Source organism: Streptomyces decoyicus (assembly GCF_019880305.1).
In the GTDB taxonomy this organism is placed as follows: domain Bacteria; phylum Actinomycetota; class Actinomycetes; order Streptomycetales; family Streptomycetaceae; genus Streptomyces; species Streptomyces decoyicus.
Genome location: NZ_CP082301.1, coordinates 6,548,720 through 6,575,408, shown reverse-complemented (window position 1 = coordinate 6,575,408; position 26,689 = coordinate 6,548,720). Strand labels below are relative to the sequence as shown.

The following is a 26,689-nucleotide window of genomic DNA, read 5'->3' as shown; positions in this document are numbered from 1 at the left end:
ACTGTCATAGGACCAGCACCCACCGGTGCGGCCGAAGACCACCTGGGGGAACTGATGCTGGACAAGAGTTACGTCGTGCCCTGGGGAAAGCGGGGCAGCATCTCGGCCGACGCCGAGGCCGCCGTACTGACCGAGCTCGTCCACGAGAGCACTCCGCAGCCCGCCGGACTGCGGCGCGAACGGTTCGAGCGCTCCTTCGCCGAGACGGTCGGCAGCAGGCATGCGATCTCGGTGACCAGCGGAACGGTCGCCCTCCAACTGGCGGTCCGCCTGCTCGACCTGGCGCCCGGCGACGAGGTGATCGCCACCCCGCAGACCCACCGGGCGACCGTCCAGCCGCTGTCCGACTACGACGTACAGGTCCGGTTCTGTGACATCGACCCGGCGACCCTCAATATCGACCCGGCCGCACTGGAAGCGCTGATCACCCCGCGCACCAAGGCACTGCTGCTGGTGCACTACGGCGGCTGCCCCGCCGAGATGGACACGATCATGGCGCTGGCCCGGCGCCACGGCTTCATCGTGCTGGAGGACTGCGCCCATGCGCTGGGGGCCCGTTACCGCGGTCGGAGCCCCGGTGCGCTGGCCGACATCGCCACCTTCAGCCTCCGCAACACCAGGAACAGCAGCATGCTCGGCGAGGGCGGCCTGATCACCTGCGACCGGGACGACTGGGCCGAGCGGCTGCACCGGCTGCGCGCCGCCGACCACGGCACCCGGAGCGCACGCACCGCGCCGGGCGGTGCGGCGGAGGCAATCACGCTGCCCCGCCCCGCCCACGCCACACCCCTTCACCGCGGCTATGTGCGCCGGCCCGGCAGCGACACGACGATGCCGGAAGTGGTCGCGGCTCTCGGACAGGCCCAGCTCACCGGCCTCAGGGCCGCCGTCGGCCGCCGTCGCGCGCTCGCCGGGCGGCTCAACGAAGTGCTCGCCCGCTACCCGTTCATCACGCCCCAGACAGCGGCCGCACACAGCGACCACGCCTACCACCTCTACACCTGCTTCGCCGGCCACCAGGAACTGCGCGACCGCCTCGTCCTGGCCCTGGACCGCAGGGGGGTGGAGATCCAGTTGCGCTACTTCCCCCAGCATCTGCTGCCCCAATGGCGCCACCGGGGACATCTGCGCGGCGAGTGCCCGGTCGCCGAACGCAGCTGGTTCGACCAGCACCTCAACCTCCCCTGCCATCCCCTGCTGACATCCGCTCAGCAGGACTACCTGGTCGAGGCACTGGACGCCTCCCTGACCGAGCTGAACGGCGGGGCAGGGGGCCCGGTGGCGATGCCTGCGACGGTTTGCGGGCGGGGGTAGCGAGAGGAGGTGAAGACGCCGAGGCTGGTCAAGTAGAGGCATTTGCGGCCCAGGTTGTCGCCGAGGGATCCCATCCCGAGCAGCAGGCCGGCCAGGGCGAGGGTGTAGACATCGATGATCCATTGCAGGGAGCTGAAACGTGCATGGAGGTCGTCGGCCACGCTGGGGAGCGCCACCGTCACACAGGCGACGAACTCCCCGCCGCATGGGCGACATTGCTCAGCGCCCGCCCACCGCCCGGGGCGGCGCCCGCCGCAGCCCCAGCCCCAGCCCCAGCCCCAGCCCCAGCCCCAGCCCCAGCAACTGTCTCTGCCCGCGCCGACCGCTCTCACCTCCGTCCCCCCAGCAGCCCGCGCTGCCGCGCGTCGGACGACTCCGCGCGCACGGGCCTCGTCTCCGGCACTGCCTGCCCCCGACACTCGTGCTCCTGCGGCCGGAACTCCACGGGCCGGGACCGGCGCCGGGATGGCCTACGGACCATGTGGGCCGCGGCGCCCCCCGGCCGGGAGGGCCGACGGACCATGCCGGCCGCGACCACCCCCGGCCGGCATCTCCGGCAGAGTTCCTTCCGGTTCAGGCCGTAGCAGTGACGGCCAGCCCCGGGCGCGTATCGGCCCGTCCCTTCTCGTAGACCGTGAGGCCCCGCGCCAGATGGAGGGGCACCAGTAGCAGTTCGACGATGAGGGCCTTCCAGGCGTAAACGAGGTTGACCGCCTTGGTTGCGTAGACGCAAGGGATGTTCAACAGCACGCCCGTCAGCGGGAGTTTGCGGCGGCGGGCGGCGTAGAGGAGTGGTGGTGTGGTCAGCAGGAGTTCGGCTCCGGCCCACCAGAGGAAGGCGAGCGCGGGTGGTTGATCGGTTGTCGCGGTGATGACGAACGGCGTCGCCCACCACAGCGGTGCGGTCAGGATCTCCAGGAGGGCGAGGAGCACCCAGACCGCCAGCAGGCGTTGTGCACGACCAGCCGTCCGAGATGCAGCCGGACGTTCTGGCAGAAGCCGGCCATCCAGCGCCAGACCTGTTTGCGGAGATAGGTGAGGTCTTCCGGGTCGGCGGCGAGGGCCACGGCATCGGAGACGTAGACGGCGCGTCGGCCGGCGATCTGCTGCGACCAGGTGTAATCCATGTCTTCGACGATGGTCCGCTCGGGGAATCCGCCGAAGGCCATCAGGTCGTCGCGCCGGAAGACGGAGCAGCAACCCGAACAGACCATGGGGCTGTTGGCGCGGGCCTGGATGGGGCGGTGCCAGTGGAAGCCGAAGAGATACTCGGTGGAGCGTCCGCGTTCCCAGACGGTGTGGGTGCGGCGGGTGCGGACCGTGCCTGCCGCGACCGAGACATCGGGGTCGTCGAAGACGGGCACGACGGTCTCGATGTAGTCCGGTGCGAGGACGGTGTCCGCGTCGACGGCCAGTACGAGGTCGGTGGTGCACTGCGGAAGGGCGTAGTTCTGCGCCTTGGCCTTGCTGCCGAGATTGTGCGGCGGGCGCAGCACGGTGACGCCGTGTGACGCGGCCACCTCGCCCGTGCGGTCCGTGGAAGCGTCGTCCACGACCAGGATCCGGTCAGGCCGGACCGTTTGACACGCGAGGGACTCCAGCGTGGCGGGCAGCCCCTCCTCCTCGTTGTGAGCAGGCACGATGACGGTGATGGTGTGCAACTCGGTCTCCCCCTGTCTTGCGGATCGCGCTGACTACGACCGTGAACAGTCCGATCACGCCGTAGAAGATGGTGCTGATGCCGATGAACGGCAGTCCTCCGTGCATGTCACCGACAGTAGGCGAATGACGTCGTCCGCGTTTCCGGAGGAGCCCTCCTGTGGATAACCCGGCGATATCGCTCTCACGTTGCCGGATCGGCCGGCTCGGACAGCTTGGGCGCGCACTCGGTCTCACCGTCCCTGTGCGACCCGCATGCGGGAGAGCCTTCGGGAAGTTCGGTGCACCGTGCCCAGAAGATGACATAGAGTCACCCGGTGCCCGCCCAAGTGCGGACTCTTTCATTTTTATGGGGGTTTCAGTCATGTCATCTGGCTCTGCCGGCTTACCTGCCGACATATCTGCCGGAGGCTCCGCGGTCCGGTCGCCCAAGGGGCTCGCGAACGCCGTCACCGTGCTGCTCGCACTGGTCATCGCCGTCGACGTCTTCGCCGTATACGCCGGGCTCAATATCCGTGCACTGCTGGACAATCTGCAGTCCACGCCCCGTCACGAGCTGGCGCAGGGCGATGACCTCTACGGGTTGGCCGGCACCTTGCAGTTGGTGTGCACGCTCGCCACGGCACCGGTCTTCATCGTCTGGTTCTACCGCGTGCGCGTGAACGCCGAGGGTTTCGCCCGGGACGTGTGCACCATGAACCGGGCGTGGGCCGTCGGCGCCTGGTTCGTACCGATCGGCAATCTCTGGCTGCCGTACCGTTTCGCCAAGGAAGTCTGGGACGCCAGCGCTCAGGCCACGGCGGACGGTGCCTGGCGTGAGGTCTCGCGCCGACGAGTGTCGGCCTGGTGGACGACGTGGATCGCGGCCTTGGTGGTCAGCAGGGCCGGCGCCGCTCTCTACAGGAACCCGGAGACACCGCACGCGCTCCAGCAGGCCACGAGCGTCGTGATGCTTTCCGATCTGCTCGATATCGCGGCGGCTGTACTCGGGATTCTCTTCGTGCGGAAGCTGTCCCGTATGCAGCAGGTGAGCCCCGGCAGCTGAGGACACGCGTGCCACTGCGGACGGCGGCACGCCCTGCACATCATGCCCGAGCCCGCTCGACGCACGCCGTCGCGGAACGCACAACGACGCCGGCCGCCGCGCCCCGTGGGGGCGAGCGCGACGGCCGGCGTGTGGAGCTGAGGACGTGAGCTGGTTACTCGACGACCTTCAGCAGCTTGTTGGGCGTGCCCTCGCTCGGGTTGGAGATCTTGTCGGCCGTGGCGCCGGCCGTCAGGGCCTTCTCCACGTCCGCCGGCTTGGCGTCCTTGTGACCGGCCAGGTAGACGGCGGCGGCACCCACGACGTGCGGGGTCGCCATCGACGTACCGGAGATGGTCTTGGTGGCGTCGTCGCCGCTGTTCCAGTCCGAGGTGATGTCGGAGCCGGGCGCGTAGAGGTCGACCGCAGTGCCGAAGTTGGAGAAGTCGGACTGCTCGTCGTCCTTGGTGCTGGAGGCCACGGTGATGGCTTCCTTCACGCGCGCCGGGGAGCTCTGGCCCGCGTCGGACGACTCGTTGCCCGCCGCGACACCGAAGGTGACGCCGGAGTCGATGGCCTTCTTCACGGCCGTGTCCAGGGCCTCGTCCACGCCGCCGCCGAGCGACATGTTGGCGACCGAGGGGCCCTTGTGGTTCTTGGTGACCCAGTCGATGCCCGCGACGACCTGCTCGGTGGTGCCGGAGCCCTCGCCGTCGAGGACCTTGACGGCGACGACCTTGGCCTTCTTGGCAACACCGTGCTTGGTACCGCCGATGGTGCCCGCGACATGCGTGCCGTGGCCGTTGTCGTCCTCGGCCTTGTCGCTCTTGTCGATGGCGTTGAAGCCGTACGCCGCGCGACCGCCGAAGTCCTTGTGGCTGATGTGGATGCCGGTGTCGATGACGTAGGCGGTGACGCCCTCACCCGCGGCGTCGGGGTAGTTGTACTTCTTGTCTCCCTTGGTGTCCGCCTGGTCGATACGGTCCAGGCCCCACGACGGCGGGTTGTCCTGAGCCTCGTTGATGTGGAACTTCTTGTTCTGTACGACCTTGTCGACGGACGGGTCGGCGGCGAGCTGCCTGGCCTCTTCCGCACTCAGGCCGGTCGCCGAGAAGCCGTCGATGGCGGAGGTGAAACTCCGCTTGAGCTTGCCGCCGTACTTGGAGGCCAGGTCGCCGCTCTCGGCGGTACGCACCGACTTCTTCAGCATGACGATGTAGCTGCCGTTCACGGCACCCTTGGCCTCGGCTCCGTAAATCTTGCCTTCGGCGGCAGGCGACGCACCCGCGGTGACCGCGGTGACCGCGGCGATACCGGTGGCGGCGACCGCGGCGGATATCGCCGTGACGAGCCGCTTCTTGCTGGAACGCTTGTGAGCCATTGCGGAGGGTTCTCCTCGTTCGTGGTGTGGGGGGAAAGCGTTGCGCAATAGCCCGAAGAGACCGGAAGATCTACGTCGGGCTGGCTCGAAACCCTGTCTGATTGATGAGTTCAATTCAAGGCCAGCCGGAGCGTGTGAGATAGACAACAAGCCCGCCGAAATGGGAAAGGTTTCAGAAGCGGTCAAAAGGAACCGGGAGTTGAACCGGAGGGGCTCAACTCCGTTTACACAGCGGCAATGGAGAGTGTTGCCGGGGTGAATGACGCCTCAGGCCGAGGGGGACGCCGCGGCGGCGCGTACGCGTCACGTCGGTGCTGCGTTCCCGCCCATGTCGGGCTGAATCAGGGTGAGTTGGCGATCGCGGACTTGTTGTGGGCGGGGCCGCCCGCGGCCCGTCGGCTGCCGCGGGCGGCTTCATCGGCCGGCTGTTGCCCCGGAGCCGTGTCGTTATGCGAGCGCGTCCCCCGTCAGCGCTGGTACCGGGCGAGGACCAGATTGCCGTCCTCGACGAGCCGCTTCCGCAAGGTGTCCAGGCCGATCGCGCCGCTGTAGTACTCCTGAAGTCCAGGGGTGGCGATCTTGTCCTTCCACTCCGGATAACCGCGGACGGACTGCGCCGGGGCGGAGCGGAGGGAACTCGCCAGGGCGGTGCCCGTCGCCCAGTCGTACCGGGCGACCCGTAGCGCCGGATCCTTCAGCGCCTCCCGGCCCGTCGGCAACAGCCAGTCCCCCAGGGCCAGCCGGACCATGTTCGGCGGGCGGAGGAGGAAATCGATGAAGGCCATCGCCGCTTCCTTGTGCGGGCAGTCCTCGGCGATCGACAGGGTCTGCGGGCTCACCCCCTGGTCGAGCGCGGTGCCCTTGGGGGCCGGCAGCACCGTCCAGTCGAAGCCCTCGGGCGCCTGCTGGGCGATCTGCTGACGGTAGGAGAAGCCGAGCGGCACCATCGCATAGCGTCCGGCGAAAAAGCCCGGGAGGGTGTCGGAGCCGCCCATGCCCAGGGTCGTACGGGAGGCACTGCGGTCGACGTTCACCTGGTCGTGGATGGTGCGCGGTACCAGCTGGTCGACGGCGTCGAACCGGACCTCCACCCTGCCGTCGGGGCGGCGGTGGAACATCCGGCCGCCGGTGGACAGGGCGAGGTTGAGGGTGGCCGAGACCGGTTCCTTCAGCGGCCAGGCGACGCCGTACTCGGCGCCGCGGGTCAGCCGCTGCGCCACCTCCTCGAACTCCTCCCAGGTCCAGGGGTGTTCGGCGGTCGGGATGCGGACTTGGGACCGTTGCAGCTTCGCGCGGTTCGCGATCAGCACCCGCGGTTCCTGGAGGAACGGGACGCCGTAGATCTTGCCGTCGAACGTGGCGGTCTCCCAGCTCTGCCGGGGGATGTCGCGGGTGAGGCGCGGCGGCAGGAGGGTGGTGAGGTCGGCGAGGTCCCCGCCGTAGGCGAAGTCCGCGAGGTCGTCGGAGGCGTCGTGGATGACGTCCGGCGCCTCACCGCCCTCGAAGGAGGTCAGCAGCTGGTCGTGGACGGTGGGCCAGGCGCCCTGGACGTACTGCACCTGGACGTCGGGGTGTTGCCTGTTCCACTCGGCGACCAGTCGTTTGTTGGCCTTGAGAGAATCCTGCTGCCAGGCCAGGGACTGGAAGCGCAGGGTGATCCGGCCGCCGTCCGGGCGCCCACGGCGGTCGCCGGAGCAGCCCGGCAGCAGGGCCGCGGCGGGCAGCGCGGCGGCGGTCGCGAGCAGACCCCGCCGGGTGAAACGGGCCGGAGGCGTGGGTGCGTTGGCGTGCCGCATCAGCTCTTCACCGCCCCGGCGAGCATGCCGCCCGTGATCCGTCGCTGGATGACGGCGAAGAGGAGCAGGCTCGGAAGGGTGGCGAGCAGTGCGGCGGCGGCGAGCGGGCCGAGGTCGGCGACTCCCTCCGACCCGAGGAAGTGGGTCAGCACGACCGGCAGGGTCTGTTTCTCCGGAGACTTCAGCAGGACCAGGGCGAAGAAGAACTCGTTCCAGGCGGTGATGAAGGAGAAGAGCGCGGTGGCGACGATGCCCGGCGCGAGCAGCGGTGCGGTGACCGAGACGAGCGTACGCAGCCGGCCGGCACCGTCCACGGCCGCCGCCTCCTCCAACTCGGGTGGTACGGAACGGACATAGCCGGTCAGCATCCACAGGGCGAACGGCAGTGACCAGACCACATAGACCATGATCAAGCCGGTCCGGGAGTCCACCAGATGGAGTCCCTTCAGGATCAGGAACAGCGGGATGATCACCAAGACGAGCGGGAAGGCCTGGCTGATCACGACCCAGCCGGTGGCCGCCCGCGAGAGACGGTTGCGGTAGCGGCCCAGGACGTACGCCATCGGGGTCGCCAGCACGATCGCGATCAGCGCGGAGACCGCCGCGGCCAGCAGGCTGTTGCCCGCGGCAGCCGGCAGCGGCTGCTGTGCGAAGGCCTGGTGGAAGTTCTCCAGGGTGGGCGCCTCGGGTATCCACGTGGGATGCATGCTCCCGAGTTCCCGCGGCGGCTTGAAGGCGGTGGAGATCAGCCAGAGGAAGGGAAAGGCGAGGAAGACGAGATAGCCGAGGAGTGCGGCGTACTGGCCGGTGCGGGTGGCGGTGCGGCGCGCGGTGCCGGCGCGCCCCGCACCACGCGGGGCGCTGCCGCGTCCCGGGGCACCGAGGTCCTTCGTGCCGCCGCCCTCCTTCGTCCCGTCGCCGCCTGTCCCGCTGCCTTTGGCTCCGCCGATGTCCGTGCTGCCGCTGTCTTGGGTGCCGCTCACCGCTCGTCGTCCCCCTTCAGCCGGCCGGCCAGGTAGACGGCCAGCAGGACCGAGATCACCGCGACCATCGCCAGGCCCATGGTGGCGGCATAACCGAACTGCCCGTAACGGAAGGCCTCTTCGTAGGCGAAGAGCATCGGCAGCCGGGTCCGGCCGCCGGGCCCGCCGTCGGTCAGCACGAAGACCAGGGCGAAGGAATTGAAATTCCAGATGAAGTTGAGCGCGGTGACGGCGAGCGCGATGGGCCTGAGGGCGGGCCAGGTGACGGTACGGAAGCGGCGCCAGGCGCCGGCGCCGTCCATGGCGGCGGCCTCGTGCAATTCGCGTGGCACGTTCTGGAGGCCGGCCAGGAGGGTGACGGTGGTCTGCGGCATCCCGGCCCACACGCCGACGACGATGACCGCGGGCAGTGCTGTGGCCAGGCCGCTCAGCCAGTCCCGGCCGTCGCCGGCTCCCGACAGGCCGAGGCCGCGCAGCGTCTCGTTCAGGATGCCGGCATCCGGGTGGTAGACCAGCCGCCACATGATGCCGACGACGACCTCCGGCATCGCCCACGGAATGATCGCCAGGGCGCGGGCCAGCCAGCGCAGCCGCAGATTGAGGTTGAGCAGCAGGGCAAGACCAAGGGCGAGGACGAACTGCGGGACGGTGACCCCGAAGGCCCACACCAGTCCGATCCGGAAGGAGTCCCAGAACAAGGAGTCCTGGAACAGGTCGGAGAAGTTCAACAGCCCCACGAAACGGGTGGCCTGGGTCCGGCCCGACTGGGCGTCGGTGAAGGCCAGCCCGATGCCGTAGAGCAGCGGCCCCGCGCTCAGTACCAGGATCGGGATCAGTGCGGGCAGCACCAGGAACCAGACGCCGTGGTCACGCCGACGCCGGGCAGTGCCGTCCGCGGCCGATGCGGTGGACCGCTGTGGCGCGGTCGCCAGGGTCACAGCAGGGGCTCCTCAGGACACGGCGCGGTCGGTCCGCCGGGGTGTGACCCAGGGCCTGTCGTGGGGACCGGGCCGGGCGCGCGGGGTCTGGCACGCGCCTCTGCGGCGTTATCGTCACTCGCCGGTGCTCCGCGTCGACTCGTTGGCACGTCTGCCATCGCTCCCCCTCTGCCCCGTCGGCCGCTTCCGGCCGCCGTCATCGTCGTGACGGCGGCCACCTCAGTCAAGGTCCCGGCCGGATTCCTTGAAGGATCTCCTCACCTGGGCGGTCTCCTGGGGCCTGTCTTCAAAGTCCCGTCGTTCGCCCGTAGGGCGGGCCTCGCGGCGTCTGGCGCGTGCGACGCAAGGCGGAGGGTCGTCCTGATACGGAGAGCGTGCGCGCCTGGGGGAAGCTCCCAGCGGCAGATGGGGAGCGCCGCGAGGCAGACGGGACTTTGACGACAGGCCCTGGAGCTGCCCGGCGGACCTGCGACACTGGTCGCGTTCACGCACCGCAGGAGGCATCCCGATGACCGGACCGAGCCCCGCCGCCTTCACGGAGGCGCGCGCCCGGGACGTACTGGCCGCGGCCGGACGCCCCGATGCGGCAGCCGATGCCGCGCTGCTCTCGCTCGGCGAGAACGCCGTGTTCGCCCTCCGCGACCACGGGCCGGTCGTACGGGTGGGCCGCAGCGCCGAACTCCTGGAGCGGGCCGAGCGGGAGCTCGGCGTCGCGCAGTGGCTGGCGGCCGAGGGCGTGCCGGCCGTACGGGCCGCGGAGCCCGTGGCCACCTTGGTCGACGGGCATCCCGTGACGTACTGGAAGCGGCTTCCGGAGGCCGTCCGCCCCGCCGGGCCGGACGATCTCGCCGCCCTGCTGAAGCTGGTCCACGCCCTGCCGGAGCCGCCGTTCACGCTGCCCCGGCGCGAACTGCTCGGTGGCGTCGAGCGCTGGCTGCGGCTGGCCGGCGACGCCGTGGCGGCGCCGGACGCGGAGTATCTGCGCGGGCGGCGGGATGCGTTCGCGGCGGCCGCCACCGCTCTGGAGCCGCATCTGCCCCGCGGCCCCATCCACGGCGATGCGCTGACCCGCAACGTTCATGTCGGCCCCGACGGACCGGTGCTGGTCGACCTGGAAACCTTCTCCTCCGATCTGCGGGAACACGACCTGGTCGTGATGGCGCTGAGCCGGGACCGCTACGGCCTGTCCCCGGACGCGTACGACACCTTTGTGTCCGTCTACGGCTGGGACGTACGGGACTGGGAGGGCTGCGCCGTGCTGCGCGGGTCCCGGGAGACGGCGAGCTGCGCCTGGGTCTCCCAGCACGCGCCCGGAAACCCGGCGGCACTCACGGAGTTCCGGCGCAGGATCGCCTCACTGCGCGACAAGGACGCGACTGTGCGGTGGTACCCCTTCTGAGCCGGTAGCGGTCGTCACAGCGCCGTAGCGCCCCGTTCCCTCCCGTTCCCGCTCCCGTTCTCGCTCAGCCCCTGGCCTGGTACGGGATCAGGGGCCAGGCCGGCTCGATTATCGCCTGGGGGTCGCCGGAGCGCCGCAAATACGCCTGGAACGCGACGGCTTGTTCGGCGGCCGCCTGCTCCTGGAGGGCGTGCAGCGCACGGGGCGAGGGGATGGCGACGGCCGGGAACTTCTCCCCGATGCGCCGGGCGACCCCGGCCGCGGCCGCCGCGTCGGCACCCGCTTCGTGAGCGCCGTCCAGCCGGACGCCGTAGTGACCGCAGAGCGCCTGGAGGGCGCGCTTCCCCTTGCGGTAGCGGTCCACATGCTTGTCCAGGACGAGGGGGTCGATGACCGGTGCGGGTTCGTGTCCGAGGCGTTCGGTCAGCGTCCGCAGGCCGTGGCGCCGGCACTCGCGGTCCAGGAGGGAGAGGTCATAGCGGGCGTTCATCACCACCAGCGGGATGTCCGCGCGCAGGGCCTCGGCCAGCGCTTCGGTGATTTCCTCTATGGCGGTCACCGGCGAGCGGCCGTGTTCTTGGACATATGCGGTCGAAATGCCGTGGATGGCCGCAGCTTCATCGGGGATCGGCACGCCGGGGTCGAGCAGCCAGGTCTGCTTCTCGACCGCGCGGCCGTCCCCCTCCATCCGGATCAGCGCGGCCGTGACGATGCGGTCCTGCTCGACGTCCGTGCCCGTGGTCTCCAGATCGAAGCTGACCAACAGCTCCTGATGCCAGCTCATGCCGATACCTCGCTTAGCTCGGCCTCGCACTCGCTCGGCGCGCACCTTCCATCGAATCGCTCGCTACCCTCGCTCATGCGGCCTCCTTCGGTGGTACTTCCCCCGTTGCTCGCCCACTCTCCCACGCACCACTGACAATCGACCGGCCACCTGTCGCGGTACAGGAGCCGTGGTCCCCGGCCGCCCCTAGGCTGACCGCCATGGACCTACGGCTGGCAGGACATGGCGCCCTGGTGACGGGCAGCAGTTCGGGGATCGGCGCGACGATCGCCGAGACGCTGGCGGACGAGGGCTGCGAGATCCTCGTCCACGGGCGCAACGCGGGGGCCGCGGCGGCCGTCGCCGAACAGGTCGCGGCGCGCGGTGTACGGGCCGAAGTGGTGCTCGGCGATCTGACGGAGCCGGGCGTCGCCGAACAGGTCGCTCTCACCGCACGCGACTTCGGGGCCCGCATCCTCGTCAACAACGCCGGTCCGTTCGCCGAACAGGACTGGGAGAGCTCCGGGCCGGCCGACTGGCGCGCCGCCTTCGAGGGCAATGTGCTGCCGACGGTCCGGGTCAGTCAGACGCTGCTGCCGTCGCTGCGCGCGCACGGCTGGGGCCGGGTGATCACCATCGGCAGCCGGGCCGTGCGGACGCCGCTCCCCCATATGGCGGCGTACTCCGCGGCCAAGGCCGCCGTGGTGAACATGACCACCAGCCTGGCCCGGCACCTCGCCGGGACCGGGGTCACCGCGAACTGCGTGAGTCCGGGGGTGATCGTCACCCCGTCCATGTACCGGATGTTCGAGGAACGGGCGGCGGCGGGCGAGGACACCGGAGCCGGCCCGGAGGGCGGCCCCGACGAGGCGGACATCGGCGCGGAGTACGCGCCGAACCCGAGCGGACGGCTGGGGCGCCCGGAGGACATCGCCGCCGCGGTCGCCTACCTTGCGAGCCCGCGCGCCGATTACGTCAACGGGATCGAGCTGCGGGTCGACGGCGGGATCACGGGGACGTCGTAGGAGATCCCTTCTCAGGCCCGCCGTCCGCCGTCCGCCTCACCCGCCCCCGGCCGGGGCACCCGGACGACGGAGCCCGTGACGACCTGCTCGAAGCGCAGTCCGTCCCGGATGCGCTCCCACTCCGCTTCCGTCGCCACCCGCGCATCCTCGCATCTCAGCTGTCGGCGCCCCGTCAGGAAACCGGCCGCGAATCCGCCCACATGCTCTCGAATTCCTCGCGGTAGGTCTCGAAGAGGCCGTGGTCACCCGTATCCCGGCCGTCCTGGCGGACGACCTCGCGGCCGCCGCCGCGGAGGACGAGGACGGGGGACTCCATGCCGCGGCTCTTGCGGAGGTAGGGCTGGACGACGGCCACGCCGTCGGAGCCGTCGCCGTCGACGAGGTAGGCGGTGAAGCGCGGGGTCTCGTCGAAGACCTGGATCTCGAAGGCGCCGGGGTCGCGCAGCCGGGCGCGCACCCGTCGCATGTGGAGGATGTTCATTTCGATGGAGCGGCTCATCTCGCCCTTCTTCAGGCCGATTTCGCGCTCCCGGCGGCGGACCGCGCTGCTGGCCGGGTTGAGGAAGAGCAGGCGGACGCGGCAGCCCGATTCGGCGAGCCGGACCAGGCGGCGGCCCGAGTAGTTCTGGACCAGGAGGTTCAGCCCTATGCCGACGGCGTCGAGCCGGCGGGCGTTGCCGAAGAGGTCCTCGGCGGGGAGCTGACGCTGAAGCCGCACCCGGTCGGAGTGCACACCGACGACATCGGCGTAGCGGTCGCCGACGAGGTCCTCGACCGCGTCGATGGGCAGCCGTCCGGAAATACGCGTGCCGACGCCGGAGCCGAGGATGTCCAGGAGGCGGGCGGAGGCACGCTCGGCCTGGGCGAGCACCGTCTCGGACAGGGCGCGGTTGCGGGAGACGATGTTGCGGGCGACCTCGAGTTCGTCGAGGGCCAGCTCGACCTCGCGGCGGTCGTCGAAGTACGGCTCGAAGCAGGGCCAGTGCTGGACCATCAGTTCGCGGAGTTGCGGCAACGTCAGGAAGCTGACGATGTTGTCGTCGGCGGGGTCGAGGAGGTAGCCCTTGCGGCGGCTGACCTCGCGGACGGCCACCGCGCGCTGGACCCACTCCTGTCCGGCGGGACCGGCCGCGGCGATGACCCATTCGTCGCCGTGCACCGGCTCGTAGATGGGCCGCAGGACGGCCGCGACGACGGCCCGCAGCCGCTGCTCGACGAGATTCAGCCAGATGTAGGCGCGGCCGGCCCGTCGGGCCCGTGTACGCACCTCGCTCCAGGCGTCGGCGCCCCAGTCCAGCTCCGCCCCGATCTCCAGGGGGCGTGCCAGGGACACCGCGCCGGGCGGTGCGTCGACGGAGCCGCCCTCATGGCCCTCATGACTCTCGTCACCAGGGGGCAACTCCAGCCCGCCGCTCACCTGCCACCGCCTTCCCGAACCCCCGTGCCAACGATCAAGGCAGACTACTGCGGTGCGGGAGACGGTGCAGCAGGATGGATCGAGTCGGTTGCCAACTCCCCTTAGCTATAGTGCCCGTTGTGCCCGGACAGCGCGGGTGGAGTGAGCGGATTCATAGCGGTGACATCGCGTGGGACCAGCTGGAAGCCCTGCCAGTGCACGGGCATCGGCTCCTGGTCCTCGTCCCTGGCGATGTGATGGAACCCGATGTTGACCCACGCGATGGGGTGTTTCAGCGGCTGGCCGTTGACCCAGGTGTCGACGCTCTTGCCGGCATGGGCGCCACAGTTGGCCAGGTTGTTGCTGGCGAACTGCTCGCATTTGTTGTACTCGGTGAAGTAGATGTCGTGTGTGGTGTAACGGCGCCCGGTGTACTTGCTGGTGGGGCCCGGGACGATCTCGTACGAGCGCGGGTGGCCGTCCTTGTTCTTGCCGGTGGCGCTCACCACCCGCCACCAGCGCAGCGCGCCGGAGTCCCCGGCCAGTTCCTTGGTGACGGGCGTACGGGTGGTGCGGATGGTGGGGGTGCTGCCGCCGGGCCGGACGGTGGTGGCGGAGTCGAACTGCTCGACCTTGTTGGCGGCGCTGCCGTCCAGGCCGAAGTTGAGCCGCCAGAAGACGTTGTGGCTGTGGCTGGTGGCGTAGTCCTTGGCGCCCTTGCCGAGCGGCGCGCCGCGGCCGTCACCGGCGTCGTAGTCGCTGGGTGAAACGGTGCCGGTGGCGCCGACCTGGAGGGTCATGGTGCCGTCGCCGGAGAACCGCCACTCACTGATGTACTCGTACCAGCCGACCTTGTTGACGGTGTAGAGCAGCAGGTCCTTGCCCTGGAGCTGGTAGGTCTTGGCGTGCTCGCCCGGATAGGGGCCCATCCGGTAGGCGTGGCCGCGGGCGCGGGTGGTGGCGCACAGGCCGCTGACGTCGGGGTGTGCGGCGTCATAGGCGCCGGGCACCCTGACGGTCTTGATGGTGCCGCCGGGGCATTCGGCGGGGTCGAGCTTCATCAGGCCCTGGGCGAAGCCCTGGCCGGTGAGGTCGTCGTATTCGTTCCCTCCGTCGTCGTAGGGAACGTGGATCTGGGCGAGTTTGGCGGTGGTGAGCACCTTGATCGGGGTGCGTTCGCCCTGGGGCTGGTAGGAGACGTCGTCCAGGACGAGGCCGGCGTTGCCTTCGTAGTGCCAGCACATGCGCCAGACCGTGCCGCCGTCGAGCGTCTGGGTGATGCGGTAGGGCGCGCTGCAACGGGGGGCGGGGCCGGGTGCGGCGGGGGCTTCGGGGGCGGCCTGGGCGGACGGGCCGGTCAGCAGGGCGGTGGCGGCGAGCAGCAGGGGGGCCGCGGTGAGGACAGCGGTGCGGCGGCGCGGACGGCGAGTGCCGGCGGGGCGTCTTTCGGGCATGGCGAGGGCTCCCGGGGAAGGAGTGGTGGGGGTCGGCGGTGCGGGGCGCGTCAGCCGAGGCGCGCGACGGTGCGGGCGCTGAGGTCGATCACGAAGCGGCGGGTGTCGATCCACCGGCCGTTCTTCACCTTGGTGAAGAGGCGGATACAGCGGTGCTCCCCGCAGTCGGCCAGCGCGCCCGGCGCCTCGCCCTCCGCGCGGCCGCGGTAGACGAAGCCGGTCACGGAGAGCGGGTCCGGGACGGTGAGGTCGCGCCCGGTGGCGTCGCGGTAGTCCTGGCGCAGCCCGGATCCCAGCGGGGCGGCGATCAGCAGCCTGGCCGCCTCGACGGCCTCGGCGTGGCTGGGCGGCGGCTGGACGCCGTGCTGGGTGTCCGTCGACTCCACCTTCGAGGTCGTGAGGTTGACGGTCCTGGAGAGGTAGCTGTCGCTCTTGTAGTCGTAGAAGGAGACCAGCGCGCGGCGCGGCGGGTCGGCGAGCCCGGCCTCCGAGGGGGCGAGTTCGCCCAGGTCGGTGGTGAGGGGTTCGGGCCCGGGGCGTCCGGTGACGTCCACCGCGGCGCCGCGCGGCGTCCGCGGCAGCGCCAGGTCCTGGGCGCGCCGCACCTCGTCGTCGCTGAGCGGGTCCCTGCCCTGGCCGCGCTCCCCCTGGGGGCGGGCCCCTTCGACGCGGCCGGGCGGTGGTGGTCCCTGGTCGCGTCCCGGTACCGGCGCGCCGACCGCGCGGGGGCGGTTTTGGCCGGCCGTTCCGTCGGCGGCGCCGGCCTCGGCCGGCAAGGTGATCGCGGCCATGGCTGCGGTGCCCGTCAGCGCGATGGCGGCCCCCGCGACGACCTTGCCGAGGTGGCGGTGCATCAGATGGTGCACGGTTCCCCCCTGCTGTCACGTCCCGTGACATGCATGTCGGTCCCCCGTCCGTCCTCCAGTAGGACGACCAGTAGGACGATCCGACATCGCGACAGGTTGCTCCACCATTGAGCGGAGATCTCGCGAAAAGCCCTCTGTGTACGAGAAGTTGCGAAAAGTTGGGGAAGGATTTCGATTCGTTCCGCGGATGTGTGTCGTGGAGTCGCCGCAGCGCCCGAGAAGAAAGTGGAAGAGTCTACCCATGCAGGTCTGGCCGGGACAGATGTATCCGCTGGGTGCCACCTATGACGGGGCGGGCACCAACTTCGCGGTGTTCTCCGAAGCCGCGAAGCGCATCGAACTGTGTCTGCTGCACGACGACGGTTCGGAGACCGCCGTCGAGCTGCGCGAGAGCGACGCCAATGTGCGGCACGCGTATCTTCCGGGGGTGATGCCGGGGCAGCGTTACGGCTTCCGGGCGCACGGTCCGTACGAACCGGAGCGGGGGCAGCGCTGCAACTCGGCAAAGCTGCTGCTCGATCCGTACGCACGGGCCATGAGCGGCCGGATCGACTGGGACGAGGCGGTCTACGGCTACCACTTCGGACGCCCCGAGGTGCGCAACGACCTGGACTCGGCGCCGCACACCATGGCGTCGGTCGTGGTCAATCCGTACTTCGACTGGGGTGACGACCGCCCGCCGCGCACCGCGTATCACGAGACGGTGCTCTACGAGGCCCATGTGAAGGGCCTGACGATGCGCCATCCGGAGCTTCCCGAGGAGCTGCGCGGCACCTATGCCGCGCTGGCGCATCCGGCGATCATCGACCACCTGACCAAGCTCGGGGTGACCGCACTGGAGCTGATGCCGGTGCATCAGTTCGTCCAGGACCACCGGCTGGTGGACGCGGGGCTGACGAACTACTGGGGCTACAACACCATCGGGTTCTTCGCCCCGCACAACGCCTATGCGTCCTGGGGCGACCGCGGGCAGCAGGTGCTGGAGTTCAAGACGGCGGTGCGGGCACTGCACCAGGCCGGTATCGAGGTGATCCTCGATGTCGTCTACAACCACACCGCCGAGGGCAGCCATCTGGGCCCGACACTGTCGTTCCGGGGGCTGGACAACGCCTCGTACTACCGGCTGTCGGACGACAAGCAGTACTACATGGACACCACGGGCACCGGTAATTCGCTGCTGATGCGCAGCCCGCATGTGCTCCAGCTGGTGATGGACTCGCTGCGCTACTGGGTGCAGGAGATGCGGGTGGACGGCTTCCGCTTCGATCTGGCGGCGACGCTGGCCCGGCAGTTCCATGAGGTGGACCGGCTGTCGTCGTTCTTCGACCTGGTGCACCAGGACCCGGTCGTCAGCCAGGTGAAGCTGATCGCCGAGCCGTGGGACGTCGGTGAGGGCGGCTACCAGGTGGGGAACTTCCCGCCGCTGTGGACCGAGTGGAACGGGAAGTACCGGGACACCGTACGGGACCTGTGGCGGGGTGAGCCGCGCACCCTGGCGGAGTTCGGGTCCCGGCTGACGGGTTCGTCGGACCTCTACCAGGAGGACGGCCGGCGGCCGCTGGCCTCGGTGAACTTCGTGACCTGCCATGACGGCTTCACGCTGCACGATCTGGTCGCGTACAACGAGAAGCACAACGAGGCCAACGGCGAGGACAACCGGGACGGTGAGCGCTTCAACCGGTCCTGGAACTGCGGCGCCGAGGGGCCGACCGACGATCCCGGGGTGCGGCGGCTGCGGGCGCGGCAGATGCGCAACTTCCTCGCCACGCTGATGCTGTCGCAGGGCGTGCCGATGCTCAGCCACGGGGACGAGTTCGGGCGCAGTCAGGGCGGCAACAACAACGCGTACTGCCAGGACAACGAGCTGTCGTGGGTGCGCTGGCCGGAGCAGGCTCCGGGCGGGGGCGCCGACGACCCCTACGAGTCCGAGGACGCGGAGGGGGCGCAGGAGGCGGACGAGGAGGCGGAGGGGGACGAGGAGCAGCTGGCGCTGCTGGCGTTCGTCCGCCAGATGGTGTGGCTGCGGCGCGACCATCCGGTGTTCCGGCGCCGGCGGTTCTTCCAGGGGCACCCGCTCGAGGGCGCCCACGACGAGCTGTCCGACATCGTGTGGTTCACGGCGGGCGGCGAGGAGATGGGGCCGCGTGACTGGCAGTCGGTGCACGCCAAGTCGCTGGCGGTGTTCCTCAACGGCAGCTCGATCTCCGAGCCGGGTCCACGGGGCGAGCCGGTCACCGACGACTCGTTCCTGCTGATGTTCAACGCCCACGACCAGGAGAAGGAGTTCAGGGTTCCGGAACACCTCGGCCGGCAGTGGCAGATCGTGGTGGACACCGACCGTCCGCAGGCGGTGGCGGACGGCGGCGGCGCCAAGGTCAAGGCCGGTGACCGGCTGACGCTCATCGGCCGGAGCCTGCTGGTGTTGCAGCGGCCGGCGTAGGGGTGGCGGCCCGCCGCCGGGCCGGATCGCCTGGGGCGAGACAGAGGATCAGGACGGCCGCTCCGACGGCGACGGCGAAGGCGGCGGAGGGGCCGTGCGCCTCGGCGAGCCGGCCGGCGGCGGCCAGGGCCAGCGCCTGGCCGCCGACCACCGCACTGGTGAGGAACGCCATCGATTCGGCCGGCCGGCCGGCGGGGACCAGCCGTTCGGTGAGGCCGAAGAGCGCGATCAGATGCGGTGCGAAGGCGACCCCGAGCACCACGACGACCGGATAGAGCGCCCCCAGGGACCGTACGAACAGCAGTGGTACGGACAGCACGACCAGCGCGACGGCGGCCGCCCGCCAACGCGTCGGCAGCGTGATCCGGGCGGGCACCAGCGCCAGCGAGAGTCCGGCGACGGCGCGCATCACCCCCATCGCGGCGTAGACCAGCCCGGCCTGGGCGGGCTGGTGGAGGCGTTCGGTCAGCGCCGTGATGCCGGACTGGCAGGCGCCGAAGATGACGCCCTGGAGCGCCATCGAGGCACGCATGCCGTGCACCGCGCGGGGCATCCGGGCGAGGGCGGCGACCACCAGCGCGGCCACGGCGAACGCATCGAACCAGCAGGCGGCCAGCAACCACCGTCCGCTGCCCGTGCCGGTCGGCGAGCCGGCCGAGCAGCGGCCCGCCCACCGTCTGGCCCGCCGCCAGCGCACCACCGACCAGGCCCGCGGTGGCCGGCGAGCCGCTCGTCTGCGCCACCAGCAGCAGGCTGCCGAGCTGGCACATGGCCGTAGGGAGCCTGCCGAGGAAGGAGATGACGGGCAGCACCGGCCCGCTCAAGGCCACCACCCGGCGATAGGTGGCCGTTGCAGCGATCATCGCCAGACGCTATCGGGCACCGGCCCGCGCACCCATGCACCGGACGCACGAAGGTCTACGTCCGGCCGCGCCGCCCCCTTGGAGGAAGTGACGACACCAATGCCGGGCGGGGATGACACAACGGGCCGTCAGCGGGGTACGGGTGTTCCCATGACGCAGCCACCGAGTCCGTCGCCGACCGCCACCTACCGGCTGCAGCTCCAGCCGGACTTCCCGTTCGCGGCCGCCGAGCGGGCCGTCCCGCATCTGGCCGCGCTCGGCATCTCCCATCTGCATCTTTCGCCGGTGCTGGAGGCGGTGCCGGGGTCCACCCACGGCTATGACGTGGTCGATCACGCGGCGGTACGGGCTGAGCTGGGCGGCGAGCGGGGGCTGCGGGCGCTGGCGGCGACGGCCCGGTCGCACGGCCTCGGGCTGGTCGTCGACATCGTGCCGAACCATATGGCGGTGCCCGAGCCGGTGTCGCTGAACGGGCCGCTGTGGCAGGTGCTGCGCGACGGCCCGGCGTCCCCGTACGCGCGGTGGTTCGACATCGACTGGGACGCCGGGCACGGCGGCCGGCTGCTGCTCCCGGTGCTCGGCGGCCGGCTCGGCGAGGAGGCGCGGCACTTCCGCGTCGAGGGCGGGGCGCTGCGCTATCAGGAGCACGCCTTTCCGCTGCGCCCCGGTACGGAGGGACTGCCGCTGACCCGCCTCCTGGAGGCCCAGTGGTACCGCCTCGCCTGGTGGCGGCTGGCCCGCAGCGAACTCAACTACCGCCGCTTCTTCACGATTTCGGAGCTGATCGCGGTCCGTGCCGAGGACCCCGAGGTCTTCGCGGCGACCCATGGCACGGTGCTGCGGCTGGTCCGCGAGGGCGTCATCGACGGGCTGCGCATCGACCATCCGGACGGTCTGGTGGACCCCGGCGGCTATCTGGCCCGGCTGCACGAGGAGACCGGCGGCCGCTGGACGGTGGTCGAGAAGATCCTCACCGGCGACGAACAGCTGCCGGAGAGCTGGGCATGCGCGGGCACCACGGGCTATGACGCCCTCCGGCACATCGACGGCCTCTTCGTCTGCCCGCAGGGCGCCGGCCGGCTGTTCTCCCACTACCGGGACTTCGTCACCCCGCTGGCCGACGAGGGCGGCGACTGGGAGGAGACGGTGCGCCGGGCCGCGTACGAGGTCATCACGCACGATCTGGCCGCGGAGGTCGAGCGCCTGGTGCGGACCGCGGCCCGGATCAGCGCCCGCGTCCCCGAGCCGGGCGACCATGCGCCGTGGACGCTGCGCCACGCCGTCCGGGAGCTCATGGTGCGGCTGCCGGTCTACCGCCCGTACGCCGCGGACCCCGCGCGGGCCGGGCAGGACGCGGCGATGCTGGGCGCGGCGGCGGCAGGGGCCCGTACCGCCTTCCGGGTGCCCGAGGAGGCGCGGGCGGTGGATCTGGTCCACGATCTGGCGCTCGGCCGGCTGACGGACGACCCGGGCCACGGCGGCACGGACTGCGCCGACTTCGCCGCGCGGTTCGCCCAGACCGCGTCCGCACTGCACGCCAAATCCGTGGAGGACACCGCCTTCTACCGCTATCCGGTGCTGCTGTCGGCCTGCGAGGTCGGCGGAGCCCCCGGCGAACCGGCGCTCCCTCCGGAGGCGTTCCATGCGTACTGCGCCCGCGTGCAGCGGGACCGGCCGGCGTCCGGGACGGTGCTCTCCACGCACGACACCAAGCGCAGCGCCGACGTACGGGCGCGGATCGCGGTGCTGTCGGAGTGCCCGGACCGGTGGCGGGACGCGCTGGGCGCGATGGCCGACGGGGCGGTGTGCGACGTCGGAACCGGCGGTGCGGACGGAGCCGGCCCGGCGGATCCGATGGTGTCGTGGCTGGCCTGGCAGACCGCGTTCGGCCTGGGTGCGCCCGGCGACGGTTCCGCGGCGGAGCGCGTGGCCCCCGCGGTCCTCAAGGCCGTACGGGAGTCCGGGTTGCGCACCTCGTGGACGGAGCCGAACGCGGCTTACGAAGAGGCGGTCGAGGAGTTCGTACGCAACGGGCCGTGCGGTCCCACGGCCGCCCCGCTCGCCGCGCTGGACGCGGAAGTCGCCCCGTTCGTCCGCGCCAATGTGCTGGGCGCGACGCTGCTGCATCTGACCATGCCGGGCGTCCCCGACCTCTATCAGGGCACCGAACTCGCCTACGCCGCGCTGGTCGACCCAGACAACAGACGGCCGGCGAGCTTCCGGCCGGAGGAACTCGCCGAGCTGGACGCCGGCACCGCGCCACGCGATCTGTCCGCCGAAAAGCTCCGGATCACCGCCACGGCGCTGCGGTTGCGGCGCGAGAGCCCCCACTGGTTCGGCGCCACGGCGACGTATGAGCCGGTGTATGCGGAGGGCCCGGCGGCCGAGCACTGTGTGGCGTTCTGCCGCAGCGGGCGGGCCCTGACGGTGGTGACCCGCCTGTCGCTGCGGCTGGTGGAGACCGGCGGGTGGTGGGACACGCTGCTGCGGCTGCCGCCCGGCGGCCCCTGGCACGAGCTGCTGACCGGCCGCGAACTGCCGGGCGGCGCGGTGGTGGGGCTGAGCGAACTGCTGGCGGTGTCGCCGGTGGCGCTGTTCGTGAGTGAGTGAGCGAGTGAGTGAGTGATGAGTGATGAGTGATGGAGCGGCCCCGTGAGCATGAGGGGGTATCAATTGCTGTTGTGTCGCATGGTGTTACCGCCTCCTCTCGTTCCCTCCCGCGCGCAGCAGTTCGGTGAACTCCGCGGCCGCGCCGGTCAGCTCGACCCGTGAGAAGACGGTGATGTCGCGCTGCCAGGGCGGGTCGGTGGGCACCGACGCACAGTCCAGGCCGAGGAGTTCATGGGCCGCGGTCAGCAGTATGCCGACGCCCGCCGAGGCCATCCGGACGGCGGTCGAGCTGTGCTGGGTGCGGACGGCGGTACGCGGGGTGAAGCCGGCCCGTTCGCACTCCAGGTCCAGCCAGCGCCGTCCGTCGACCACCGGCTCCAGGCTGCACCGGACCCACGGGCGGTCCGCCAGGTCCGCCAGGCGTACCGACTCCCGGGCGGCGAGCGGATCGCCGTGCGGTACGACCAGCACCATCCGCTCCTGTCCCACGACGGTGACCGGCCCCGGCCAGTCCTCGGGGCGCGGGCCGAGCGCCATATCGGCGACGCCGCGGGCCATCTGCTCGGACAACTCCCCGGTGGTGGCGTACTCATGGAGCACCAGGCGCACGCCAGGATGCTCGCGGGCCCAGCGTGCGCAGACCTCCGGGAGCACCCCGATCGCCTGTGCGTGCACCGTCGCGATATGCAGTTCGCCGCTCTCCGCGCCGCCCGCCGCGAGCGCGGCTCGGCGGGCCTGCCGGGCGCTGCGGACGGCGAGTTCGGCGTGCGGGAAGTAGGCCCGGCCCATCGCGGTCAGCCGCACCCCGCGCGTCATCCGCTCCAGCAGCGGGCCGCCGACCTCCCGTTCCAGCGCCTTGATCTGGTGCGAGAGCGCGGACTGCGTGACGTGCAGTGCGTCGGCGGCGCGGGTGAACGACTCCTGCTCGACGACCGCCACCAAGTACTCCATCTGCCGCAAGCTCATACCCGCCCCTCCCCGGCGCCCTCGGCCCGCCTCATGAAGCGCGCCCCATGCAGCGCGCCCCTGAAGTGCGGCCCTGAAGTGCGCCCATGAAGACTCTGCATCCACTCCAGTGAAACATTGCCTTGGACTCATCACCGCAGGTGGGCGGAGTCTGCTCCCATGAGTCAGACAGCGGCGAACACGACGGATGTCCTGGTCATCGGCGGCGGCACCGGCGGCTACAGCACCGCGCTGCGGGCCGCGTCCCTGGGCCTGCGGGTGGTGCTGGCCGAACGCGACCTGGTCGGCGGCACCTGCCTGCACCGCGGCTGCATCCCCAGCAAGGCCATGCTGCACGCCGCCGAGCTGGTGGACGGCATCGCGGAGGCCCGTGAGCGGTGGGGCGTCAAGGCCACCGTCGACTCCCTGGACTGGCCGGCCCTGGTGGCGACCCGCGACACCATCGTCGCCCGCAACCACCAAGGCGTGGGCGGGCACTTGCGGGCGGCGCAGGTGCAGGTCGTCCACGGCTCGGCGCGGCTGACCGGTCCCCGTACGGTCCACATCGAGGGCGCAGGGGAGTTCACCGCGCGGCGTGGCATCGTCCTCGCCACCGGCTCCCGTCCGCGGCTGCTGCCGGGGCTGGTGGCCGACGGCCGCCGTGTCGTGACCAGCGACGATGCACTGTTCGCCACCGAACTCCCGGCCTCCGTACTGGTCCTGGGCGGGGGCGCTATCGGCGTGGAGTACGCCTCCTTCCACCGCTCCATGGGGGCCGAGGTCACGCTCGTCGAGGCGGCCGGGCGGCTGCTTCCGCTGGAGGACGAGGACGTCGGCCGCCATCTGGCGCGCGGCCTGAAGAAGCGCGGAATCACGGTCCGTACGGGCTCGACGCTGACCGCCACCGAGCTGCTGGCGGACGGCGTACGGGCGACCGTGCGCACGCCGCAGGGCGACGAGTTGGTGATCGCGGCCGAGCGGCTGCTGATCGCGGTGGGGCGGGTCCCGGTGACGGACGGACTGGACCTTGCGGCAGCCGGGCTGTCGGCCGACGAGCGGGGATTCGTCGCGCCGGCGGACCCGTCGCGGCTGGAGACCGCCGTGCCCGGCATCCATGTGGTGGGCGATCTGCTGCCGCCGCCGTCCCTGGGGCTGGCCCATGCCTCTTTCGCGGAGGGCCTGTTGGTGGCCGAGACGCTGGCGGGCCTTCCTGGGCGTGCGGTGGACTACGCGACCGTGCCGCGCGTGACGTACTCCTCGCCGCAGACCGCTTCGGTCGGTCTGACCGAGGCCGAGGCACGCGCCCGCGGCCTGGAGATCAAGGTCAACACCATGCCGCTGGCCGCCACCGCCAAGGGCATGGTGCACGGTCAGGGCGGCATGGTGAAGGTGATCGCGGCGGCGGACGGGGCGGGCGGCAACGCCACGGGACCGGTGCTCGGTGTCCATCTCGTCGGGCCGCATGTCTCGGAGATGATCGCGGAAAGCCAGCTGATCGTGGCCTGGGACGCCGAGCCGTCCGATGTCGCCGCGCACATCCATGCGCACCCCACGCTGTCGGAAGCGGTCGGCGAGACGTTCCTGACCCTGGCGGGGCGGGGGCTGCATCAGCACTGAGGGCCCGTGCCTCAGCACTGAGCGGGCCCGTGCCCCGGCACTGAGCGGGCCCGTGCCCCGGCCCGTTAATTCGGTTGCACGCCCGCCTCCGGCTGGCACCATGGCCCCGTACGCCCGGTTTTTCCTCTCTCAGGAGCACAGCATGCGCGGATTCCTCGGAACTACTCATCGCCCCAGCCGGACGACAGTTCTTGAGGAATCCACCTTCCATGCTTCTTTCGCGCACCCTGAACATCGGGATTCTCGCCCACGTCGACGCGGGTAAGACCAGCCTCACCGAGCGGCTGCTGTTCGACACCGGTGCCATCGGCCGGCTCGGCGGCGTCGACACCGGTGACACCTGTACGGACACCGGGGAGCTGGAGCGGCAGCGCGGCATCACGATCCGCTCCGCCGTCGCCTCCTTCACCGTCGGCGGCACCCAGGTCAATCTTCTCGACACCCCCGGTCACTCCGACTTCACCGCCGAGGTCGAGCGGGCGCTGGGGGTGCTCGACGGCGCCGTGCTGCTGCTGTCGGCGGTGGAGGGCGTCCAGGCCAGGACCCGGGTGCTGATGAAGACCCTGCGGCGGCTGCGGCTGCCCACGCTGCTGTTCATCAACAAGATCGACCGGACCGGCGCCCGGGACGAGGCACTGCTCGCGGACATCCGCCGGCTGCTGGCGCCGGTCGCCGTCCCGATGACCGCCGTGACGGGCCTCGGCACCGCGCAGGCCGAGGCGGTGCCGTACGCCCTGGAGGACCCCCGGGCCCGCGAGCGGATCGCCGAAGTGGTGGCGGAGGCCGACGAGTCGATCCTCGCCCAGCTGGTGGGTCCCGGCCCGGGAGGGCAGGAACAGGGCGGAACGGAAGCGGGCGGGCCGGAGCTGACCGCGGACCGGCTCCGCTCGGCGCTCGCCGACCGGACCGCCGACGGTTCGCTGCACCCGGTGTACTTCGGCTCGGCGCTCGGCGGTCAGGGCATCAGTGCACTCATCGAGGGCATGGTCCGGCTGATCCCGCCGGCGCCGATCGGCGCCGGCACCGAGCCGCGGGGCACGGTCTTCGCCGTGCACCAGCCGCCGAACGGCGAACGGACGGCCCATGTCCGGCTGTACGCGGGCGAGTTGCGACCACGGCAGCAGATCGCGCTGCACCGGGCCACGGCGGACGGCACGAGCGCGTCCCTGACCGGGCGGATCACCTCACTCGAGGTCGTCGGCCGGGCGCCCGGCGACGGCGGGTCGCTCACCCCGGGCCAGATCGGGGTGATCCGCGGGCTGCCCGGCATCCGGACCGGCGACCGTCTGGGGACGGTCACCGGCGCCCCCGCCGAGAACCCCCTGTTCCCCTCCCCCACCCTCGAAACCCTGGTCCGGGCCCGCCAACCGGCACGCGCCGCCGCGCTGCGCGCCGCGCTGCTGGCGCTCGCCGACCAGGACCCGCTGCTACAGGCGCGCCCCGCGCCGGACGGCGCGACCTCGGTGCTGCTGCACGGCGAGGTGCAGAAGGAGATCATCGCGGCCACCCTGCGCCAGGAGCACGGCATCGAGGCGGAGTTCGCGCCCAGCCGGGTGGTGTGCGTCGAGCGGCCGGCCGGGGTCGGCGAGGCCTGCGAGGAGATCGCCAGGCGCGGCCACACCGGGCCCTGGGCCACGGTCGGGCTCCGGGTCGAGCCGGGCGCCCGCGGCTCCGGACCGGTCTTCGCCTACGAGACCGAACTGGGCGCCCTGCCGCACGGCTTCCACCAGGCCGTCGAGGAGACCGCGCTGGCAACCCTGCACCGCGGACCGCACGGCCTGGCGGTGACGGACTGCCGGGTGGTGCTCACCCGTTCCGGGTTCGTCGGCCCGCTCAGCACCGCCGGGGATTTCCGTGCGGTCACCCCCGTCGTACTGCGGCGGGCGCTCGACCGAGCCGGCACCCGGGTCTACGAGCCGTACCACGCCTTCGAGGCCGAGCTCCCGCTCACCGCCCTCGCACCGGTGACCGCCCGCCTCGCGGCACTGGGCGCGGAGCTCGCCGAGACCTCCGGCGGGCGGCACTCCTGGCTGGTCAGCGGATCGCTCCCGGCCCGTCGTGTGCAGGAATTCCAGGGGCTGCTGCCCGGTCTGACGCACGGCGAAGGGGTGTGGACCTCTTATCCGTCGGGAGACCGGCCGGTGCGCGGGCCGGTGCGGGAGGTGGCTGCCGCGTCGCCGTGGGCCCGCGAAGAGTCCGGGTGAGGGCCGCCCCGC

At 71.2% G+C, this 26,689-nt stretch carries 21 protein-coding genes; 8 read left to right on the top strand and 13 right to left on the bottom strand.

What is annotated here, in order from left to right:
* The first annotated feature begins 54 nt into the window (after positions 1–54).
* Positions 55–1,314 (top strand): DegT/DnrJ/EryC1/StrS family aminotransferase, encoded by a 1,260-nt coding sequence (locus K7C20_RS28760; RefSeq protein WP_053210342.1) that lies wholly within the window; start codon positions 55–57, stop codon positions 1,312–1,314.
* A 573-nt stretch (positions 1,315–1,887) separates the two neighbouring features.
* Here K7C20_RS28760 and K7C20_RS38490 read toward each other — a convergent pair.
* Positions 1,888–2,247 carry a hypothetical protein gene (locus tag K7C20_RS38490; protein ID WP_245170989.1) on the bottom strand — a complete coding sequence of 120 codons (360 nt, stop codon included), beginning with the start codon at positions 2,245–2,247 and terminating at the stop codon, positions 1,888–1,890.
* Complete coding sequence (locus K7C20_RS28755) at positions 2,220–2,975, bottom strand: glycosyltransferase family 2 protein (protein WP_245170988.1); 756 nt, start codon at positions 2,973–2,975, stop codon at positions 2,220–2,222. The genes K7C20_RS38490 and K7C20_RS28755 overlap by 28 nt, the downstream gene beginning before the upstream one ends.
* Positions 2,976–3,337: 362 nt before the next feature.
* Here K7C20_RS28755 and K7C20_RS28750 point away from each other — a divergent pair, with 362 nt between their 5' ends.
* Positions 3,338–4,018 (top strand): DUF4328 domain-containing protein, encoded by a 681-nt coding sequence (locus K7C20_RS28750; RefSeq protein WP_048830273.1) that lies wholly within the window; start codon positions 3,338–3,340, stop codon positions 4,016–4,018.
* Positions 4,019–4,172: 154 nt separating this feature from the next.
* Here K7C20_RS28750 and K7C20_RS28745 read toward each other — a convergent pair whose 3' ends face one another.
* The 4 genes from K7C20_RS28745 to K7C20_RS28730 form a co-directional block, all read right to left on the bottom strand.
* Positions 4,173–5,378, bottom strand: coding sequence for a S8 family peptidase (locus tag K7C20_RS28745; RefSeq protein WP_030088208.1), 1,206 nt, complete (start codon positions 5,376–5,378; stop codon positions 4,173–4,175).
* A 467-nt stretch (positions 5,379–5,845) separates the two neighbouring features.
* Positions 5,846–7,174: an ABC transporter substrate-binding protein gene (locus K7C20_RS28740; protein ID WP_245170987.1), complete on the bottom strand. Its 1,329-nt coding sequence runs from the start codon at positions 7,172–7,174 to the stop codon at positions 5,846–5,848.
* The gene (locus tag K7C20_RS28735) at positions 7,174–8,124 is read right to left on the bottom strand and encodes a carbohydrate ABC transporter permease (RefSeq protein ID WP_048830277.1); all 951 of its coding nucleotides are present in this window, start codon (positions 8,122–8,124) and stop codon (positions 7,174–7,176) included. The genes K7C20_RS28740 and K7C20_RS28735 overlap by 1 nt, the downstream gene beginning before the upstream one ends.
* 29 nt (positions 8,125–8,153) lie before the next feature.
* Positions 8,154–9,095, bottom strand: coding sequence for a carbohydrate ABC transporter permease (locus tag K7C20_RS28730; protein WP_053208736.1), 942 nt, complete (start codon positions 9,093–9,095; stop codon positions 8,154–8,156).
* 508 nt (positions 9,096–9,603) lie between these two features.
* Here K7C20_RS28730 and K7C20_RS28725 point away from each other — a divergent pair.
* Complete coding sequence (locus K7C20_RS28725; RefSeq protein WP_053208735.1) at positions 9,604–10,494, top strand: aminoglycoside phosphotransferase family protein; 891 nt, start codon at positions 9,604–9,606, stop codon at positions 10,492–10,494.
* A 64-nt stretch (positions 10,495–10,558) separates the two neighbouring features.
* Here the strand turns inward: K7C20_RS28725 and K7C20_RS28720 are convergent, their stop codons facing one another.
* Positions 10,559–11,278: an exonuclease domain-containing protein gene (locus K7C20_RS28720; protein WP_030088221.1), complete on the bottom strand. Its 720-nt coding sequence runs from the start codon at positions 11,276–11,278 to the stop codon at positions 10,559–10,561.
* 200 nt (positions 11,279–11,478) lie between these two features.
* On the opposite strand from K7C20_RS28720, the gene K7C20_RS28715 reads away from it, so the two are divergent.
* A complete protein-coding gene (locus tag K7C20_RS28715) occupies positions 11,479–12,282 on the top strand; it encodes an SDR family NAD(P)-dependent oxidoreductase (RefSeq protein WP_030088223.1) in 804 nt (267 codons plus the stop codon).
* Between the two features lie 11 nt (positions 12,283–12,293).
* Here K7C20_RS28715 and K7C20_RS39060 read toward each other — a convergent pair whose 3' ends face one another.
* The 4 genes from K7C20_RS39060 to K7C20_RS28700 all read right to left on the bottom strand — a co-directional run bounded on the left by K7C20_RS39060 (position 12,294) and on the right by K7C20_RS28700 (position 15,998).
* Positions 12,294–12,419 carry a hypothetical protein gene (locus K7C20_RS39060; protein ID WP_280921979.1) on the bottom strand — a complete coding sequence of 42 codons (126 nt, stop codon included), beginning with the start codon at positions 12,417–12,419 and terminating at the stop codon, positions 12,294–12,296.
* A 35-nt stretch (positions 12,420–12,454) separates the two neighbouring features.
* Positions 12,455–13,699, bottom strand: coding sequence for an SAV2148 family HEPN domain-containing protein (locus K7C20_RS28710; protein WP_030088225.1), 1,245 nt, complete (start codon positions 13,697–13,699; stop codon positions 12,455–12,457).
* 101 nt (positions 13,700–13,800) lie between these two features.
* Positions 13,801–15,132, bottom strand: a complete 1,332-nt coding sequence (locus K7C20_RS28705) for a copper amine oxidase (protein WP_030088226.1) — start codon at positions 15,130–15,132, stop codon at positions 13,801–13,803.
* 50 nt (positions 15,133–15,182) lie between these two features.
* Entirely contained in the window at positions 15,183–15,998 is an 816-nt protein-coding gene (locus K7C20_RS28700; protein WP_222892675.1) for a Tat pathway signal sequence domain protein, read from the bottom strand.
* Positions 15,999–16,239: 241 nt separating this feature from the next.
* On the opposite strand from K7C20_RS28700, the gene glgX reads away from it, so the two are divergent.
* Positions 16,240–18,438 (top strand): glycogen debranching protein GlgX, encoded by a 2,199-nt coding sequence (glgX, locus tag K7C20_RS28695; protein ID WP_053210487.1) that lies wholly within the window; start codon positions 16,240–16,242, stop codon positions 18,436–18,438.
* Here glgX and K7C20_RS28690 read toward each other — a convergent pair.
* The gene (locus K7C20_RS28690) at positions 18,398–19,057 is read right to left on the bottom strand and encodes a hypothetical protein (RefSeq protein WP_053210486.1); all 660 of its coding nucleotides are present in this window, start codon (positions 19,055–19,057) and stop codon (positions 18,398–18,400) included. The two genes, glgX and K7C20_RS28690, sit on opposite strands and share 41 nt — an antisense overlap.
* Positions 19,058–19,451: 394 nt before the next feature.
* On the opposite strand from K7C20_RS28690, the gene treY reads away from it, so the two are divergent.
* On the top strand, positions 19,452–21,911 hold the full coding sequence (gene treY, locus K7C20_RS28685; protein WP_053210485.1) for a malto-oligosyltrehalose synthase: 2,460 nt from the start codon (positions 19,452–19,454) through the stop codon (positions 21,909–21,911).
* An 84-nt stretch (positions 21,912–21,995) separates the two neighbouring features.
* On the opposite strand, the gene K7C20_RS28680 is transcribed toward treY, so the two are convergent.
* The gene (locus tag K7C20_RS28680; protein WP_030088236.1) at positions 21,996–22,877 is read right to left on the bottom strand and encodes a LysR family transcriptional regulator; all 882 of its coding nucleotides are present in this window, start codon (positions 22,875–22,877) and stop codon (positions 21,996–21,998) included.
* Positions 22,878–23,036: 159 nt separating this feature from the next.
* Here K7C20_RS28680 and lpdA point away from each other — a divergent pair, with 159 nt between their 5' ends.
* Together lpdA and otr(A) are read left to right on the top strand one after the other, a co-directional pair.
* On the top strand, positions 23,037–24,473 hold the full coding sequence (gene lpdA, locus K7C20_RS28675) for a dihydrolipoyl dehydrogenase (protein ID WP_053210484.1): 1,437 nt from the start codon (positions 23,037–23,039) through the stop codon (positions 24,471–24,473).
* A gap of 209 nt (positions 24,474–24,682) precedes the next feature.
* A complete protein-coding gene (gene otr(A) / locus K7C20_RS28670; RefSeq protein ID WP_053210483.1) occupies positions 24,683–26,677 on the top strand; it encodes a tetracycline resistance ribosomal protection protein Otr(A) in 1,995 nt (664 codons plus the stop codon).
* The last annotated feature ends 12 nt before the right edge of the window (positions 26,678–26,689 follow it).